This window comes from Pseudomonas sp. GX19020, assembly GCF_023371075.1.
Classification (GTDB): domain Bacteria; phylum Pseudomonadota; class Alphaproteobacteria; order Rhodobacterales; family Rhodobacteraceae; genus Pseudogemmobacter.
The window spans coordinates 137,622-152,438 of the sequence record NZ_JAMCCR010000001.1; the positions used below are offsets into that span (position 1 = coordinate 137,622).

Annotated in this window: 18 protein-coding genes and 1 tRNA gene; 13 read left to right on the top strand and 6 right to left on the bottom strand. The window is 61.5% G+C overall.

Going from position 1 to position 14,817, the window contains the following annotated elements; all coding sequences use genetic code 11:
- Positions 1 to 58: 58 nt before the first annotated feature.
- Genes M3484_RS00715 through M3484_RS00735 form a run of 5 tightly spaced genes read left to right on the top strand, consistent with a single transcriptional unit; the run spans position 59 to position 3,777 of the window.
- Complete coding sequence (locus tag M3484_RS00715; protein ID WP_249495346.1) at positions 59 to 415, top strand: ArsR/SmtB family transcription factor; 357 nt, start codon at positions 59 to 61, stop codon at positions 413 to 415.
- Positions 412 to 843 carry an arsenate reductase (glutaredoxin) gene (gene arsC / locus M3484_RS00720; RefSeq protein ID WP_502942414.1) on the top strand — a complete coding sequence of 144 codons (432 nt, stop codon included), beginning with the start codon at positions 412 to 414 and terminating at the stop codon, positions 841 to 843. The genes M3484_RS00715 and arsC overlap by 4 nt, the downstream gene beginning before the upstream one ends.
- Complete coding sequence (gene arsB, locus M3484_RS00725; protein WP_249495347.1) at positions 843 to 1,901, top strand: ACR3 family arsenite efflux transporter; 1,059 nt, start codon at positions 843 to 845, stop codon at positions 1,899 to 1,901. Before arsC ends, arsB begins: the two co-directional genes overlap by 1 nt.
- The gene (arsH, locus tag M3484_RS00730) at positions 1,898 to 2,587 is read left to right on the top strand and encodes an arsenical resistance protein ArsH (RefSeq protein ID WP_283258253.1); all 690 of its coding nucleotides are present in this window, start codon (positions 1,898 to 1,900) and stop codon (positions 2,585 to 2,587) included. Before arsB ends, arsH begins: the two co-directional genes overlap by 4 nt.
- On the top strand, positions 2,587 to 3,777 hold the full coding sequence (locus M3484_RS00735; RefSeq protein ID WP_249495348.1) for an MFS transporter: 1,191 nt from the start codon (positions 2,587 to 2,589) through the stop codon (positions 3,775 to 3,777). The genes arsH and M3484_RS00735 overlap by 1 nt, the downstream gene beginning before the upstream one ends.
- 238 nt (positions 3,778 to 4,015) lie before the next feature.
- Here M3484_RS00735 and M3484_RS00740 read toward each other — a convergent pair whose 3' ends face one another.
- Positions 4,016 to 4,360 (bottom strand): hypothetical protein, encoded by a 345-nt coding sequence (locus tag M3484_RS00740; protein WP_092897023.1) that lies wholly within the window; start codon positions 4,358 to 4,360, stop codon positions 4,016 to 4,018.
- A gap of 56 nt (positions 4,361 to 4,416) precedes the next feature.
- Here M3484_RS00740 and M3484_RS00745 point away from each other — a divergent pair, with 56 nt between their 5' ends.
- Both M3484_RS00745 and M3484_RS00750 read left to right on the top strand, forming a co-directional pair.
- The gene (locus M3484_RS00745) at positions 4,417 to 4,569 is read left to right on the top strand and encodes a hypothetical protein (RefSeq protein WP_249495349.1); all 153 of its coding nucleotides are present in this window, start codon (positions 4,417 to 4,419) and stop codon (positions 4,567 to 4,569) included.
- Between the two features lie 471 nt (positions 4,570 to 5,040).
- Positions 5,041 to 5,703, top strand: coding sequence for a hypothetical protein (locus M3484_RS00750; protein ID WP_249495350.1), 663 nt, complete (start codon positions 5,041 to 5,043; stop codon positions 5,701 to 5,703).
- A 423-nt stretch (positions 5,704 to 6,126) separates the two neighbouring features.
- Here M3484_RS00750 and M3484_RS00755 read toward each other — a convergent pair.
- Both M3484_RS00755 and M3484_RS00760 read right to left on the bottom strand, forming a co-directional pair.
- Positions 6,127 to 6,201: transfer RNA gene (locus M3484_RS00755), tRNA-Asn, on the bottom strand.
- 80 nt (positions 6,202 to 6,281) lie between these two features.
- Positions 6,282 to 7,226 carry an MBL fold metallo-hydrolase gene (locus tag M3484_RS00760; RefSeq protein WP_249495351.1) on the bottom strand — a complete coding sequence of 315 codons (945 nt, stop codon included), beginning with the start codon at positions 7,224 to 7,226 and terminating at the stop codon, positions 6,282 to 6,284.
- A gap of 24 nt (positions 7,227 to 7,250) precedes the next feature.
- Here M3484_RS00760 and M3484_RS00765 point away from each other — a divergent pair, with 24 nt between their 5' ends.
- The 6 genes from M3484_RS00765 to M3484_RS00790 all read left to right on the top strand — a co-directional run bounded on the left by M3484_RS00765 (position 7,251) and on the right by M3484_RS00790 (position 12,324).
- Complete coding sequence (locus tag M3484_RS00765) at positions 7,251 to 8,564, top strand: ATP-binding protein (protein WP_249495352.1); 1,314 nt, start codon at positions 7,251 to 7,253, stop codon at positions 8,562 to 8,564.
- Positions 8,565 to 8,687: 123 nt separating this feature from the next.
- Complete coding sequence (locus tag M3484_RS00770; RefSeq protein WP_092897993.1) at positions 8,688 to 9,320, top strand: ATP-dependent Clp protease proteolytic subunit; 633 nt, start codon at positions 8,688 to 8,690, stop codon at positions 9,318 to 9,320.
- A 202-nt stretch (positions 9,321 to 9,522) separates the two neighbouring features.
- Complete coding sequence (clpX, locus tag M3484_RS00775; RefSeq protein ID WP_092897991.1) at positions 9,523 to 10,788, top strand: ATP-dependent Clp protease ATP-binding subunit ClpX; 1,266 nt, start codon at positions 9,523 to 9,525, stop codon at positions 10,786 to 10,788.
- A 216-nt stretch (positions 10,789 to 11,004) separates the two neighbouring features.
- Positions 11,005 to 11,382 (top strand): NADH:ubiquinone oxidoreductase subunit NDUFA12, encoded by a 378-nt coding sequence (locus M3484_RS00780; RefSeq protein ID WP_092897989.1) that lies wholly within the window; start codon positions 11,005 to 11,007, stop codon positions 11,380 to 11,382.
- A 40-nt stretch (positions 11,383 to 11,422) separates the two neighbouring features.
- The gene (gene mlaD / locus M3484_RS00785; RefSeq protein WP_092897987.1) at positions 11,423 to 11,905 is read left to right on the top strand and encodes an outer membrane lipid asymmetry maintenance protein MlaD; all 483 of its coding nucleotides are present in this window, start codon (positions 11,423 to 11,425) and stop codon (positions 11,903 to 11,905) included.
- Entirely contained in the window at positions 11,905 to 12,324 is a 420-nt protein-coding gene (locus M3484_RS00790) for a DUF2155 domain-containing protein (protein ID WP_249495353.1), read from the top strand. The genes mlaD and M3484_RS00790 overlap by 1 nt, the downstream gene beginning before the upstream one ends.
- Here M3484_RS00790 and aat read toward each other — a convergent pair.
- Genes aat through accB form a run of 3 tightly spaced genes read right to left on the bottom strand, consistent with a single transcriptional unit; the run spans position 12,264 to position 14,777 of the window.
- Positions 12,264 to 12,911, bottom strand: coding sequence for a leucyl/phenylalanyl-tRNA--protein transferase (gene aat / locus M3484_RS00795; RefSeq protein ID WP_249495354.1), 648 nt, complete (start codon positions 12,909 to 12,911; stop codon positions 12,264 to 12,266). The genes M3484_RS00790 and aat overlap by 61 nt on opposite strands.
- A gap of 6 nt (positions 12,912 to 12,917) precedes the next feature.
- On the bottom strand, positions 12,918 to 14,273 hold the full coding sequence (gene accC, locus M3484_RS00800) for an acetyl-CoA carboxylase biotin carboxylase subunit (RefSeq protein WP_249495355.1): 1,356 nt from the start codon (positions 14,271 to 14,273) through the stop codon (positions 12,918 to 12,920).
- 9 nt (positions 14,274 to 14,282) lie between these two features.
- Positions 14,283 to 14,777 carry an acetyl-CoA carboxylase biotin carboxyl carrier protein gene (accB, locus tag M3484_RS00805; RefSeq protein WP_092897979.1) on the bottom strand — a complete coding sequence of 165 codons (495 nt, stop codon included), beginning with the start codon at positions 14,775 to 14,777 and terminating at the stop codon, positions 14,283 to 14,285.
- Between the last annotated feature and the right edge of the window lie 40 nt (positions 14,778 to 14,817).

Genomic DNA, 14,817 nt, shown 5'->3' on the forward strand with positions numbered 1-14,817 from the left:
ACTTGTGTTTAGGCCGTCATCGTTTTAACTAATCAAGATTTATTGAGGAGTTGATTCGATGGAGGAAGAACGCGCACTTGCTGCCTTTGCGGCGCTGTCGCAGGAAACGCGGCTCCGAATCGTGCGGTTGCTGATTCAAGCAGGACCAGAGGGTATGGCGGCAGGAGCCATCGGGGAGGTCATTGAGGCAACCACATCGCGCCTGTCCTTTCACCTGACGCATCTGGAGCATGCGGGGCTGATACGGTCACGGCGCGAGGGTCGCTTTATCATCTATACCGCGCTCTATCCGTCCTTTTCCGGCCTGATCGAGTTCCTGATGCGCGACTGCTGCCAAGGACACCCCGAAATTTGCACGCCTGCTGTTACGGCAATGGCGTGCGCCTGCGAACCCACAGCCACGGAGAAGTCATGACCATGGACATCGTGATCTACCACAACCCCGCCTGCGGCACGTCTCGCAACACGCTGGCAATGATCCGCAATGCGGGCATCGAGCCGCATGTGGTTGAGTATCTAAAAACGCCGCCGTCCCGTGATTTGCTCAGCCGGCTCATCGAGCGCATGAGGATAGCGCCCCGTGCCCTACTGCGCGAGAAGGGCACTCCTTATGCCGATTTGGGCCTTGATGATCCTGCTCTGTCTGATGAGGCCCTGATCGACGCAATGATGGAGCATCCAATCCTGATCAACCGGCCCATCGTGGTCGGCCCTAAGGGGGTCCGGCTTTGCCGCCCGTCTGAGGCCGTGCTGGATCTGCTACCCGCGCAGCAAGCCGCCTTCAGAAAAGAAGATGGCGAGCAAGTCGTGGACGAACTTGGCAATCGTGTGCGGAGCGCATGATGCAGCGTCTGTCTTTCCTCGACCGCTACCTGACGCTGTGGATATTCGCCGCCATGGCGCTGGGCATCCTGCTTGGCACCCTGTTCGCCGGCTTGTCGGAGGCGCTGAACGCCATGTCTGTCGGCTCTACAAACATTCCCATCGCCATCGGCCTGATCCTGATGATGTATCCACCTTTGGCAAAGGTGCGTTACGAGGAACTGCCGCTGGTATTCACAGACAAGCGCGTGCTGCTGCTGTCGCTCGTGCAGAACTGGATCATCGGGCCTGTGCTGATGTTTGGCCTTGCGGTGATCTTCCTGCACGATCAGCCGGAATACATGACTGGCCTGATCCTGATCGGCCTTGCCCGCTGCATTGCCATGGTTCTGGTCTGGAACCAGCTCGCGCGGGGTGACAACCAGTATGTCGCGGGCCTGGTGGCCTTCAACTCGATCTTTCAAATCCTTTTCTTCTCGGCCTACGCGTGGCTGTTCCTGACCGTGCTGCCGCCGCTGTTCGGGCTGGAAAAGAGCGTGATCGACGTGGGGTTCTGGACGGTAACAGAGGCCGTACTGATCTATCTCGGCCTGCCCTTCCTTGCAGGCTTTGTGACACGCCGTGTCCTGATCGCCCGCAAGGGTGAAGGCTGGTATCGGGACAGGTTCCTGCCGAGGATCAGCCCGATCACGCTGGTCGCACTGCTGTTTACCGTCGTCGCGATGTTCAGCCTCAAGGGCGGCGACGTGTTGCGTCTGCCTTTTGACGCGCTGCGGATCGCGATACCATTGGTGATCTACTTCATCGTCCAATTCATCGTCAGCTTTGCCATGGGTCGGTGGATCGCCAAAGACTACCCGCGCACCACGGCCATTGCCTTTACGGCCGCGGGCAATAACTTTGAACTGGCGACTGCCGTTGCCATTGCAGCCTACGGCCTGGCGTCGCCCGTGGCCTTCGCCGCCGTCATCGGCCCGTTGGTCGAGGTGCCGGTTCTTATCTTGCTCGTCAGTGTGGCCCTACGCCTTGGCCGCCGCTGGTTCCCGGGCGATGGCGCGCTGAAGGAGGCCCGCGCATGATCCCCGATTTGCCTAACCTGATGCCGGATGCACTGCATCTTCCGCTTATCGACGGTCCGCCGCCGCGCATTCTCCTGCTGTATGGCTCGCTGCGCGAACGGTCGTTCAGCCGGTTTGCCACGCTGGAGGCTGAACGCTTGCTGCGCCACTTCGGTTGCGAGACGCGGGTGTTCCATGCAGATGGCCTGCCACTGCCCGATGATGCCAAAGCCGACCACCCAAAGGTGCAGGAGCTGCGCGATCTGTGCCACTGGTCCGAGGGACAGGTCTGGACCAGCCCTGAACGGCACGGCGCGATGACCGGCGTGATGAAGTCGCAGATCGACTGGATTCCGCTGTCGATGGGAGCCATTCGGCCCACGCAGGGGCGGACGCTGGCCGTCATGCAGGTGTCCGGCGGATCGCAGAGCTTCAACGCCCTGAACCAGATGCGCATCCTCGGGCGCTGGATGAGGATGGTGACAATCCCGAACCAATCCTCAGTCGCCAAGGCGTATCAGGAATTTGGCGAGGATGGGCGCATGAAGCCGTCGCCCTATTACGACCGGATTGTGGACGTGATGGAGGAGCTGGTGCGCTTCACCCTTCTGACGCGGGACCGGCCCGACCTGACGGACCGATACAGCGAGCGGAAAGAGGCTGCCGAGAAGTTGCAGGAGCGCCTGAACCTGAAGGATGCGATCTGATGCATGCGGCGCGGCGCTGGTCGGTCATTTCCGCCCTTGGTATCGTTCAGATTTTCGCGTGGGGCAGTAGTTATTACCTGATGGCGGTACTGGCTGCACCCATCGTGGCGGATACGGGATGGGCGCAGCCGTGGGTGGTGGGCGCTATCTCGGTGGCACTGGTATGCGCCGGACTAGTGTCGCCACGAGTAGGCGGGGCCATCGCGCGCTTTGGTGGACGGCCCGTTCTGGCCGCAGGGTGCGCCCTTTTGGCATTAGGCCTAATCCTCATTGCGACGGCCCCGAACCTAGCTGCCTTCTATGCGGGATGGTGCGTCATAGGCCTTGGCATGGGTGCGGGACTTTACGACCCCGCCTTCGCCACGCTTGGCCGTCTCTATAAGCAGGACGCACGCGCCGCGATCTCGGCCCTGACCCTGTGGGGCGGGTTCGCCAGCACGGTCTGCTGGCCCCTGTCCTCCTGGCTGTTGGATCAGGTCGGTTGGCGCGGAACAGTGGCGACCTATGCCGTGATCCACCTACTGATCTGTCTGCCCCTGATCTTCGGCCTGATCCCGAGGGAGCCGCAGGTCCAGCCCGAGGCGCATCTGTGCGCGGCAGGCTCCGGGACATTGGTCGGCCACGAGTGGATGGTGTTTATGGTCATGGCCTCGATCCTCATCACGGCCGGACTGGCCGTCACCCTGATTTCGGTGCACCTGCTGACTCTCCTTCAGGCGCAGGGTCTGACTCTTTCGGAGGCCGTCGCCATAGGTGCGTTACTGGAACCGGCACAAGTTGCGGCGCGTGTCTTGGAAATGGCTGGTCGCGAACGGCACCACCCGATCTGGACGCTGATCGTCGCAACTGGCAGTGTCGCAACGGGCATCGTGCTTCTGGCAATGAATATGAATGTGCCGGGGCTGGCCGTGATCCTATATGGCGCAGGCAATGGTATCTTCTCAATCGCACGCGGCTCGCTGCCATTGGCGCTGTTCGGGGCTGTTCGCTATCCGGTCGTGATGGGCCGTCTGGCGCGGCCTTCACTTCTGGCGCAGGCCGCGGCCCCCGTGCTCGGCGGAGCGCTAATCGCAGGCACTGGTGCGGAGGCTGCTTTGATGGTCATTGCCTGCATCGGCATGGCGAACTTCATGCTGGCAATGACGATGTGGTGCATGATCCGAAAGCGCGCGAAACTACCGTCAGTTTAAGACCGAGGAAATGCGACCTCCCGCAACGGACTCAAAGCAACATTGACCTGATACACCAGAGTCAGTATGTTGTCTGTCAGGTGGGGTCGACCTGAGGCGAGGCGAAAGCTGGACGCCCAGACCCTCAGCCGCAGGACTGCCCGGATGGGCCACCCTGCGCGCACGTCAGCGAAGCTATGACCAGACGAGAGACGCGCCCGGATTGCCGAGGGCGTTTTGCTTACCGCGGGGCCGATCATCAGGCCTTCGGGCGCTTGGTCGATATCGGGAAGTTGGGGTTCTCGGCGTTATACCAGTCGCGGATCGCGCCACAGATTGTGGATAATGCGAAGCCCCGGCTCCCCCTGGAATCCAGTTCCAGGAAGTCTTCGGTGATTATCGCAGCATCCGCGCCTTGAGGGATAAACTCGTAGCGACCGTCCTCTTCGCCATATGCGGCATTCGGGTCATAGTCAGCCACCCGCCATCGACCGATCACCTCACCGTCTCTGGTGACCACCTCACCTCCGGCAAGATCCAGATCGTAACCGCTGTCCATCCACTCGTCGTGGCCAATGAAATTTATGGGGAATGTCAGGTCCATTCGCTGCGTGTCGCAGGCGCATCCGATTCCCGCAAGCACAATCACGAGGCGACCACATGGCCCAGAACACCGGAAAACTGACCCTCTCGACCAAGGAAGTAATGCAGGGCTTCACCCTCACCATCCGCATGCCTCGCGGCTTCACCATCCGCTCCCGGATCGCCTGCTGGCTGATCGGTCTGGCCGGTCGCGTGATGGATGTGCCGTGAGAGGTCGAGATGCGCCAAGATGGTGATGGATTTTGCGGATCTACCCTTTGTTCAAGCACACAGGACAAGTGACGACGCTACCTGTTTGCCCCGATCCGAAACATGGACGGCAATCCTTGCCATCTTCATGTTTGTCCCGTCCCTTGCAATGCGGACATTGGGCGAGGAAATCGAGCGTTCCCTTCCCGTTACAGGTTGAGCAATTCCGACGCTTCACCATCTTTTCCCTCGTGAGTCTGGGTACCCCAGGATGCGCCTGACATTTGCGCCGATCAACTAGAGGATAGGTGATGCACTGCACCTATTGCGGTTCGCACCGCCACGACATCCGTACATGTCCGAAGACATGGGCAGGATCCTCCGCCCGCAAGAACCTTCGGTGCAGCTACTGCGGTGGCAAGGATCACGACAAGCAGGCCTGCACCAAGCGCCACATCATATTCATAGGAGGCTGCAAAGCAGACTGGCGAGATGCGCGCAGAAATGGAGAGGCTTGGTCTTTACGCCCCCAAGCTGATTGAAGCGACAGAAGCCGCGGGGCAAAGCCTCGATGATCTTGTCAGTGAGGATAGGATCGAGAAGATCAAGAAAATGCGTGAGGAGCTTGATCGACTTCGCGGCAGTGCAGTATTTAACGCCGGAGATAACTTCGCAAAAATTGCAAATGAGGCATTCAATGCGGCGGTCAGGACGCCGCAGGGCGGGCTTCAGGAAACTCTGGGGGAAATCGCAGCACTTGCGGAGGCACTGAAGGCGGGCGGCATCGAGCTCAATGAAATAACGGCGAAGATCGACAAAATCTCCAAGATGGAGATGGATGAGCAAGCGCGTGAATTGCTCAACAGTCTGATTGAGATTTCGGCTCTTGATGGGGCAATCGAAAACGCACTGACCGCAGAGGGGGCCACTGCTGAAGTCGATGCGGTGAACGCCGCACTGAAAGTGATGAAGGACGAGCTCCTAAACATCAGGGATATGCCTGGCGTCGATAAGAATGTGGTTGATAGCCTTCTGAAGATCCTCGACGCGGCTGCTGAGACTGTCGCCCTTGTAGCGGATACCAAACCGGCGCCTAGGGTAGGGCGCGATCATTCCCAAGCGTTCCGTGGTGGTAGACACGCCCAGAGCCAGTAACACCTCGATCACTTCCAGATGGAATTCTGGTGTGCCGCCCAAAAAACGTACCCGTGCTTGCTTTACCTCGCGCAGCTGTGTGCTGAGGAATCGGATATCGTCGTCGTCAAGCTCGGTGAAATGCTGTTCGTCCTGAGGCACTGTGCTGCTCGCCTTCTTGTGGAGCGGCGGGGCTATCACGGGCGCTAGCTGGGGGCCATGTCGCGGATGTCGCACTCGGAGGGGATCAGCGCGGGCAGCATTCGTCGCGGCAGCCCCTGGCTAAACACTGGGCCGATGCGCTTCAGTTCCGATTCGTCACCTGGCAGGGCAGGGGCATTGGTGGTCAGCGCTGCTGTTACCCCATATGTTACCCGGCCCAAAACGAGAAAGGCCCGCTCGAAAGCGGGCCTTTTCTAAGTAGCTGTAATCCCTGAGGATTTATGGCTCCGGCGGTAGGGATCGAACCTACGACCAATTGATTAACAGTCAACTGCTCTACCGCTGAGCTACGCCGGAACATGGGGCGACGTATAGCCAGAGGATTCTGGGGCGGCAAGAGGCAAAACCAGAAAAACATGCGAAAAAATTCTTTTGCGTCATCGGGCGGTTACCAGGGGTGAGGGGCCGGGCCAGGCGGTGGCTGTGACCTGCTCGCGGCTGGTCAGATCGGCGATATGCGCCAGAAGGTTGCGTCTTGCCGCAGGCCAGAGGGCCTCGGGCGTATCGGCATAGACGATGGGCAGGAGGTCGTCCGGGCTCATCGGGTGCGAGGTGAGGGCGGCAAGGAGTTTGGCCTCGCGCTTCAGGCGGTGATCAATCAGCGCGGCGATTCTTCCGGCGGAATCGTCAATAACCTCGCCATGGCAGGGCAGGAGGCAGGTCCAGCTTTCTGTGGCAAGGCGCTGCAGTGACGTCATATAGGCGCCCATATCGCCATCGGGCAGCGAGACGAGGCTCGGGGCCCAGGCCATGATGTGATCACCGCAAAACAGCGCGCCGCGCCAGGCGAAGCTCAGATGCTCGGCGCTGTGACCGGGGGTGTGGAGGGTGCGAAAGGTCTCGGATCCGATCTGAAACTCTGCGCCATCTGCGAGGCGGATATCCGGCGCGAAGCTGCGGTCGATTCCCTCGCCACCGCTCAGGCCGGCTGCCTCAAGCGCCTGCATCGCCGGAGAACGGCCCGATCCGGCAGGGCCAAAGCCGTAAACCGGGGCGCCGGTCGCGCGGGCGAGATCCGGCACAAGCGCCGAATGGTCGAGATGCGGGTGCGTCACGAGGATGGCGGCGATTCTCTCGTCGGGATCCAGGGCCGCGACTATTGCCTCCAGATGCGCGGGCAAGGCCGGGCCGGGGTCGATCACCGTGACCGCACCGCGGCCGACAAGCCAGGTCGTTGTGCCCGGCCCGGTCAGCGGTCCGGGATTATCCGCAAGCACCCGGCGCAACGGCAGACCGGCAAGCGCTGTCTCGCCGATTGCCTTGTCAGTTGCCGCGCCGACAGTCGCGGCCAGCACGGACGGCTTTTCTTCTTCGGACGACATCTCTAGCCTCTTCGCATGATCACAATGAAACATCTGCTTCCGCGCGGGATCTATGGCAGGGCCGCCCTGATCCTGGTGCTGCCCATCGTCATCATTCAGCTGGTGGTGTCCATGGCTTTCATCCAGCGCCATTATGAGGGGGTGACGCGCCAGATGACGGGCGGCGTGGCGATTGATCTCGCATATCTCCTGCAGGAGTTCAGGGCCGGAAGCAGCGCGGAAGAGGCGCGGGCGCGGGCCGATGCGGTCGGCGGGCCGCTGCAGATCACGGTGACCTTTCCGCCCGGTCCGTTTGCGCCGGTCGATGACTCGGTCGCGGTCTTCGACTTCTCCGGCCAGGCAATTGTCGAGACCCTCCATGCCGAGATCCCCGAGATGCGCGCGGCCGATGTCTCGGGGGATGACCGGATTGTGCGCACCAGAATCGCGACGCCTTTCGGCGATATCCAGGCCGATATCGCGCGGCGGCGGATGTCTGCGACCAATCCCCATCAGCTTTTGGTGCTGATGGTGCTCACCTCGGTGCTGATGACAGTGATTTCGTTCTTCTTCCTGCGCCGGCAGCTGCGCCCGATCGCGAAACTGGCCGAGGCGGCAGAGGCCTTCGGGCGCGGCGAGCGGATCGCCTACCGGCCGCGCGGCGCGCTGGAAGTGCGGGCGGCAGGGCGGGCTTTCGTCGAGATGCGCGACCGGATCGAGCGCCAGATTGAACAGCGGATGCTGATGCTATCGGGCGTCAGTCATGATCTCCGGACGCCGCTGACCCGGATGCGGCTGGCGCTGTCGCTGATGCCGGAAGATGAGGACAGCCGCGACCTCCAGGCCGATGTGATCCAGATGGAGCGCCTCGTGGATGAGTTTCTTGCCTTTGTGCGCGGCGATGCGACCGAGGGGGAGGAGGATTGCGACCCCGCCGCCATCGCGACCGAGGTGATCCAGGCTGCCAGGCGCGGCGGCGGCACTGTGGCGGATCTTGTGGTGACCGGTGTCTCCCGGCGGGCGAAGTTGCGGGGGCAGGGGGTGCACCGTGCGCTTGAAAACCTGGTCGGCAATGCGCTCCGCCATGGCAGCATGGCGCAGATCAGCCTCAGCTTTTCGCCTCACACCCTTGTCTTCGCGGTGGAAGACAATGGCCCCGGCATTCCTGAGGCCGAGCGTGAAAAAGCGGTTCAGCCCTTTACCCGGCTCGGCAGCGCGCGTGACCCCAACCGGGGCGGTGGTGTCGGGCTTGGCCTTTCGATCACCGCGGATATTGCGGCGAGCCATGGCGGTGCGCTCTGGCTTGGGACAAGCAGGGATCTGGGCGGGCTCAGAGCCGAGATGCGGTTGCGGCGCTAGGGGCGCGATGCGACGGGGCGGGGAAAGGTGGGAGCCCTCCCTTGCAGCCCCTCTGGCGCATGACTAAGATTCCGGAAACTTTACGGCAGTAACACAGATATTGAACTGAAGAGGCAGGCCCCGATGCGCGATCCCGTTGAACACTATATGAATACGCTGGTCCCCATGGTCGTCGAACAGACCAGCCGGGGCGAGCGCGCCTATGACATCTATTCGCGCATGCTGAAGGAACGGATCATCTTCCTGTCCGGTCCGGTGCATGACGGCATGTCCTCGCTGATCTGCGCGCAGCTTCTGTTCCTTGAGGCGGAAAACCCGACCAAGGAAATCTCGATGTATATCAACAGCCCCGGCGGCGTGGTGACCTCGGGTCTGTCGATCTATGACACGATGCAATATATTCGTCCGAAGGTCTCGACGCTGGTGATCGGCCAGGCGGCCTCGATGGGCTCGCTTCTGTTGCAGGCCGGCGAAAAGGGCATGCGGTTCAGCCTGCCGAATTCCTCGGTCATGGTGCACCAGCCCTCGGGCGGCTACCAGGGCCAGGCGACCGACATCCTGATTCACGCCCGCAATACCGAACGGCTGAAACGGCGCCTGAACGAGATCTATGTCAAACATACCGGCAATGATCTGAAAACGGTCGAAGACGCGCTGGAGCGCGACAATTTCATGACCGCCGAAGAGGCAAAAGCCTGGGGGCTGATCGACGAGATCGTGGCCGAGCGCGGTAAGGCCGACGATCTCGCCAAGTGAGAACCGGCCAGGGAAGAATCATTTCTGGCACCGGCGCGGCAGGTTTATCGCCTGCCGTGACCGCATAATGACAGCGATGTGAAGATTGGCCCGGGAGCGGGCCATCCTCGGGCGATTTGGCGTTGTGGAGGTTTCGGACCTGTCCTAGACTTCTCCACTGAAATGGCCGCGTTATCTGCGCGGCGACTGCAAAGGGTTACGCATGGCCACCAATTCGGGCGACAGCAAGAACACGCTTTACTGCTCGTTCTGCGGCAAAAGCCAGCATGAGGTCCGCAAGCTGATCGCCGGACCGACCGTGTTCATCTGTGATGAATGCGTCGAGCTTTGCATGGATATCATCCGCGAAGAGACCAAGACTTCGGGGCTGAAAACCGGTGAGGGCGTGCCGACACCGCGCGAGATCTGCAAGGTTCTCGACGATTATGTTGTCGGCCAGGCCCATGCGAAACGGGTGCTCTCGGTCGCGGTTCACAACCATTACAAGCGTCTGAACCATTCGTCGAAACAGGATATCGAACTTTCGAAATCGAATATCCTGCTGATCGGCCCGACCGGGACCGGCAAGACGCTGCTGGCGCAGACGCTGGCGCGCATCCTTGATGTGCCATTCACCATGGCCGATGCGACCACGCTGACCGAGGCGGGCTATGTCGGTGAGGATGTCGAGAACATCATCCTGAAACTGCTGCAGGCCTCGGAATATAATGTCGAGCGCGCACAGCGCGGCATCGTCTATATCGATGAGGTCGACAAGATCACCCGCAAGTCGGACAATCCTTCGATCACCCGCGACGTCTCGGGCGAGGGGGTGCAGCAGGCGCTTCTGAAAATCATGGAGGGCACGGTTGCCTCGGTGCCGCCGCAGGGCGGGCGCAAGCATCCGCAGCAGGAATTCCTCCAGGTCGACACCACCAATATCCTCTTCATCTGCGGCGGCGCTTTTGCCGGTCTTGACCGGATCATCGCGCAGCGCGGCAAAGGGTCGGGGATCGGGTTCGGTGCCAAGGTCAAAGGCCCGGATGAGCGCGGTGTCGGCGAGCTGTTCAAAGAGCTGGAGCCGGAAGATCTGCTGAAATTCGGTCTGATCCCGGAATTCGTCGGCCGTCTGCCGGTGCTGGCAACGCTGGAAGACCTTGACGAGGCAGCTTTGGTCACCATCCTGACCGAGCCGAAAAACGCGCTGGTGAAACAGTATCAGCGGCTTTTCGAGATCGAGAATGTGAAGCTGACCTTTACCACCGAGGCGCTGTCGGCGATTGCGCAGCGCGCGATCAAGCGCAAAACCGGTGCCCGTGGTCTGCGCTCGATCATGGAAGATATCCTGCTCGACACCATGTTCGAACTGCCGGGCATGGAAGGCGTGCAGGAGGTTGTGGTGAATGAGGAAGTGGTCGGCGGCAAGGCGGTGCCTTTGCTGGTCCATACCGAAACGCCGGGCAAGAAAAAGCAGGCCGCCAGCGCCTGAGGCATTGGTCGGTGAAAGTCAGGGGGCGTGCCGGGAACGGCGCGCCCTTTTTCTGTTGTTGCGGTTGTCGCAACTCCGGATGCCTCCGGCGGGGATATTTTCAGACAGATGAAAGGCGGAACGGCGCGCCAGTAGGGGGAGGCGGCGCGCTGGCTCTGGACCTTTGGTGATGGCTGGTTCATATGGGGGGACGAAGATATGCCCGGAGAAACAGGTATGAAAAAGTTCCTGCTCAGCCTTCTGACCTGGTGGAACAGCGAGACGCTGAACACGAGGTTCTTCACCTGGAGAAACGGGGTGAAGGTGGGTGAAGATGATCAGGGCAATGTGTTCTACCAGTCGAAAGACGGTAAGAAACGCTGGGTGATCTTTAATGGTGAGATGGAGGCGAGCCGTGTCGCGCCGGACTGGCATGGCTGGCTGCATCACACCTGGGAAAAGCCGCCGACCGAGGCGCCGCTGAAACATAAGGTCTGGGAAAAGCCGCATCACGAGAATCTCTCGGGGTCGGATCTGGCCTATGCGCCGCCCGGTTCGATCCGGCGCGGTGTGCCGGCAGAGCGCAAGGATTACGAGGCCTGGGCGCCCGAATGACGGGATCGCGCAGGCCAGGGGGCAGGGTGAGGTTTCACGGATGAGTCATTCTGTTGCAGAAGTGCTGACCGGGGCCGCTGTGCTCGCCGTTGGGATCGGTTTTGCCGTCTGGGCCGCGAATGGGGCAGGGCGTGGCTTTGGCGCCACCCAGACCTATCCGCTGACCGCCTCCTTTCGTGCGGTGGACGGGATCCAGGTTGGCTCGGATGTCCGGCTCGCAGGGCTGAAGGTCGGCACGATCACAAAGCTTGAGTTGAATCCGGCAACCTTTTTCGCCGATGCCACGATCTCGATGCGGCAGGGGATCGAATTGCCGAGCGATTCCGCGATTCTGATTTCGCAGGACGGGCTTTTGGGCGGCAGTTACGTCGAGATCCAACCGGGCGGCATGGCGGATGTGCTGGGCCCGGGTGATGAGATCGAGGATACCCAGGGCTCGGTTTCGCTGATTTCGCTCCTGCTGAAATTCGTGGGCAGCGGCTCCTCTGACAGCGGCGCGGCGGCGCCGGCGGATGGCGGCTGATGCGGCGGCGGGCTCTGGCTTTACTTCTGATCTGCGCCGCTGGCCCTGCTTTCGCGCAGGGATTTGCAGAGGGCGAAGGCGCCGAGATCCGCTGGCTTGATACGTTGACCGGGCGCACCGGCGATCTGGAGCTGTCGCGCGGCCAGGCGGCGACCAATGGGCGGCTGACGATCCAGCTGAACCAGTGCCGCTACCCCCAGGAAAATCCGGCTGCCGAAGCCGAGGCCCATCTCACCATTCTTGATTCCAGCCGTCAGGACCCGGTGTTCACGGGCTGGATGCTGGCTTCTGCGCCGGCTTTGTCTGCGATGGATCACCCGCGCTATGACGTCTGGGTGCTGCGTTGCATCGTGCCGGGCTATAAGCCGCCCGAGACAATCGAGACGCCGGAAGAGACCGAAGAGGGTGAAGGCGAGTAACCCGTCGGGAGAAAGCTGGCCCTGCGGCCCAGAGCCGCGCGCAGGCGCTCGTGATAGGCGGCACGCGGGATTTCGACGCCGCCAAGGCTCGCCAGATGCGGCGTGATGAATTGCGTATCGAGCAGCAGATAGCCGCCGGCCCGCAGCCGGTGCGTCAGATAGGCGAGCGCCAGTTTTGACGCATCGGTCCGGCGCGAAAACATGCTTTCGCCGAAAAACGCCGCCCCGAGGCTGACGCCATAAACACCGCCGACCAGGGCATCATCTTCCCATACCTCGAGGCTATGGGCAAAGCCCATCTCGTGAAGCGATTGGTAAAGCGCCAGGATCTGCGGGTTGATCCAGGTCTCTTCGCGGTCGGCGCAGGCCAGAACCACATCGCGAAACGCCTCATTGACCGAGACACGCCAGGGCGCGCGGCGGATTGTTTTCGCAAGGCTGCGCGAGATATGGAACCCGTCCAGCGGCAGCACGCCGCGCCTGTGCGGATCGACCCAGTGAATTTCGGGATCGTCGCGCGAATCCGCCATAGGAAAAACTCCCGCCGCATAGGCGTGCAGCAGGAGTTCCGGGGTAGTCGCCGTCATCCGGGCTCAGTCGCGGGGCGCGAACTGGGCCGCGAGCCACTTTTCGAGCCAGTGGATATTGTAATCCCCGCTCTGAATGTCCGGCTCGTTCAGCAATGCCTCAAAGAGCGGCACCGTGGTCTCGATCCCGTCGACAACCAGCTCGCCAAGCGCGCGGCGCAGACGGGCCAGGGCCTCGGGCCGGTCGCGGCCATGGACGATCAGCTTGCCGATCAGGCTGTCATAATAAGGCGGGATCGAATAGCCGCCGTAAAGCGCCGAATCCATCCGCACCCCAAGCCCGCCCGGCGCGTGGAAGGTCTTTACCCGACCCGGAGACGGGGTGAAATTCGGCAGTTTCTCGGCATTGATACGGACCTCGATGGCATGGCCATTCACTTCGAGATCGGCCTGGGCCAGCGACATCGGCAGGCCGGCCGCGACACGGATCTGTTCGCGCACGAGATCGACGCCATAGATGAACTCGGTCACCGGATGTTCGACCTGAAGGCGGGTGTTCATCTCGATGAAGTAGAATTTGCCGTCCTCATAGAGGAATTCGATGGTGCCGGCGCCGATATAGTTGATCTTCGCAACCGCGTCGGCGCAGATCTTGCCGATCTCGGCGCGCAGTTTCGGGGTGATCGCCGGGCCGGGCGCTTCCTCGAAAACCTTCTGGTGGCGGCGCTGCAAAGAGCAGTCGCGCTCGCCCAGATGCACTGCTTTGCCTTTGCCATCCCCGAAGACCTGGATCTCGATATGGCGGGGTTTTTGCAGGTATTTCTCGATATAGACCTCGTCATTGCCGAAGGCCGCCTTGGCCTCGGAACGCGCGGTGCGGAAGGCGATTTCCAGATCGGCCTCGGTCAGCGCGGTTTTCATACCGCGCCCGCCGCCACCGGCCGTCGCCTTGATGATCACCGGATAGCCGATTTCTTTGGCCACGCGTTGCGCGGTCTCGTAATCCGGCACACCGCCATCCGAGCCGGGAACCACGGGGATCCCCAGTTCCTTCGCGGTCTCTTTCGCGGTGATCTTGTCACCCATGATCCGGATATGCTGCGCGGTCGGGCCGATGAAGGTGATGCCGTGATCTTCCAGCGCCTGGGCGAAATCGGCATTTTCCGACAGGAAACCATAGCCCGGATGCACGGCCTGGGCGCCGGAAATCTCGCAGGCCGAGATCACCGCCGCCTTGTTCAGATAGGAGCCCGAAGAGGCAGCCGGCCCGATACAGACGGATTCGTCCGCCAGCCGCACATGCATCGCATCGGTATCGGCGGTCGAATGGACCGCGACCGATTTGATGCCCATTTCCCGGCAGGCCCGGATCACGCGCAGCGCAATCTCGCCCCGGTTGGCGATCAGGAGTTTTTCAAACATCCGATGGCCTCACTCGATGATCATCAGGGGCGCGCCAAATTCGACCGGCGTCGCATCATCGACGACGATGCGCTTCACCGTGCCGGATTTCGGCGCCGGGATGTGGTTCATCGTTTTCATCGCTTCGATGATCAGAAGCGTCTGGCCTTCCTTGACCTGGGCGCCCACGGTGACGAAAGGCGCGGCGCCGGGTTCTGCCGACAGATAGACCGTGCCGACCATGGGCGAGGTCACGGCGCCCGGATGCTGGGTCGGATCTTCCGAGGCGGCAGGGGCTGCGACCGCTGCGGCTGCAGGAGCGAGCCCGGGTGCCGCTGCATAGACCGGAGCAGGCGCGGCGACAGCCGTGGTCACGATATTCGCCTGTTTGACGACCCGGACCTCAAGGCTGTCATCTTCGCCATATTCGCGTTTGACGGCGATCTCCGTCAGCTCGTTCTTGTTCAGAAGCTCGGCGAGTGCCGAGATGAATGCGACGTCTGCGTCGGAAGAATGTTTGCTCATGCCGTCCTCTGATGGCGTTTCATCGCCTGTTGACTTTGTT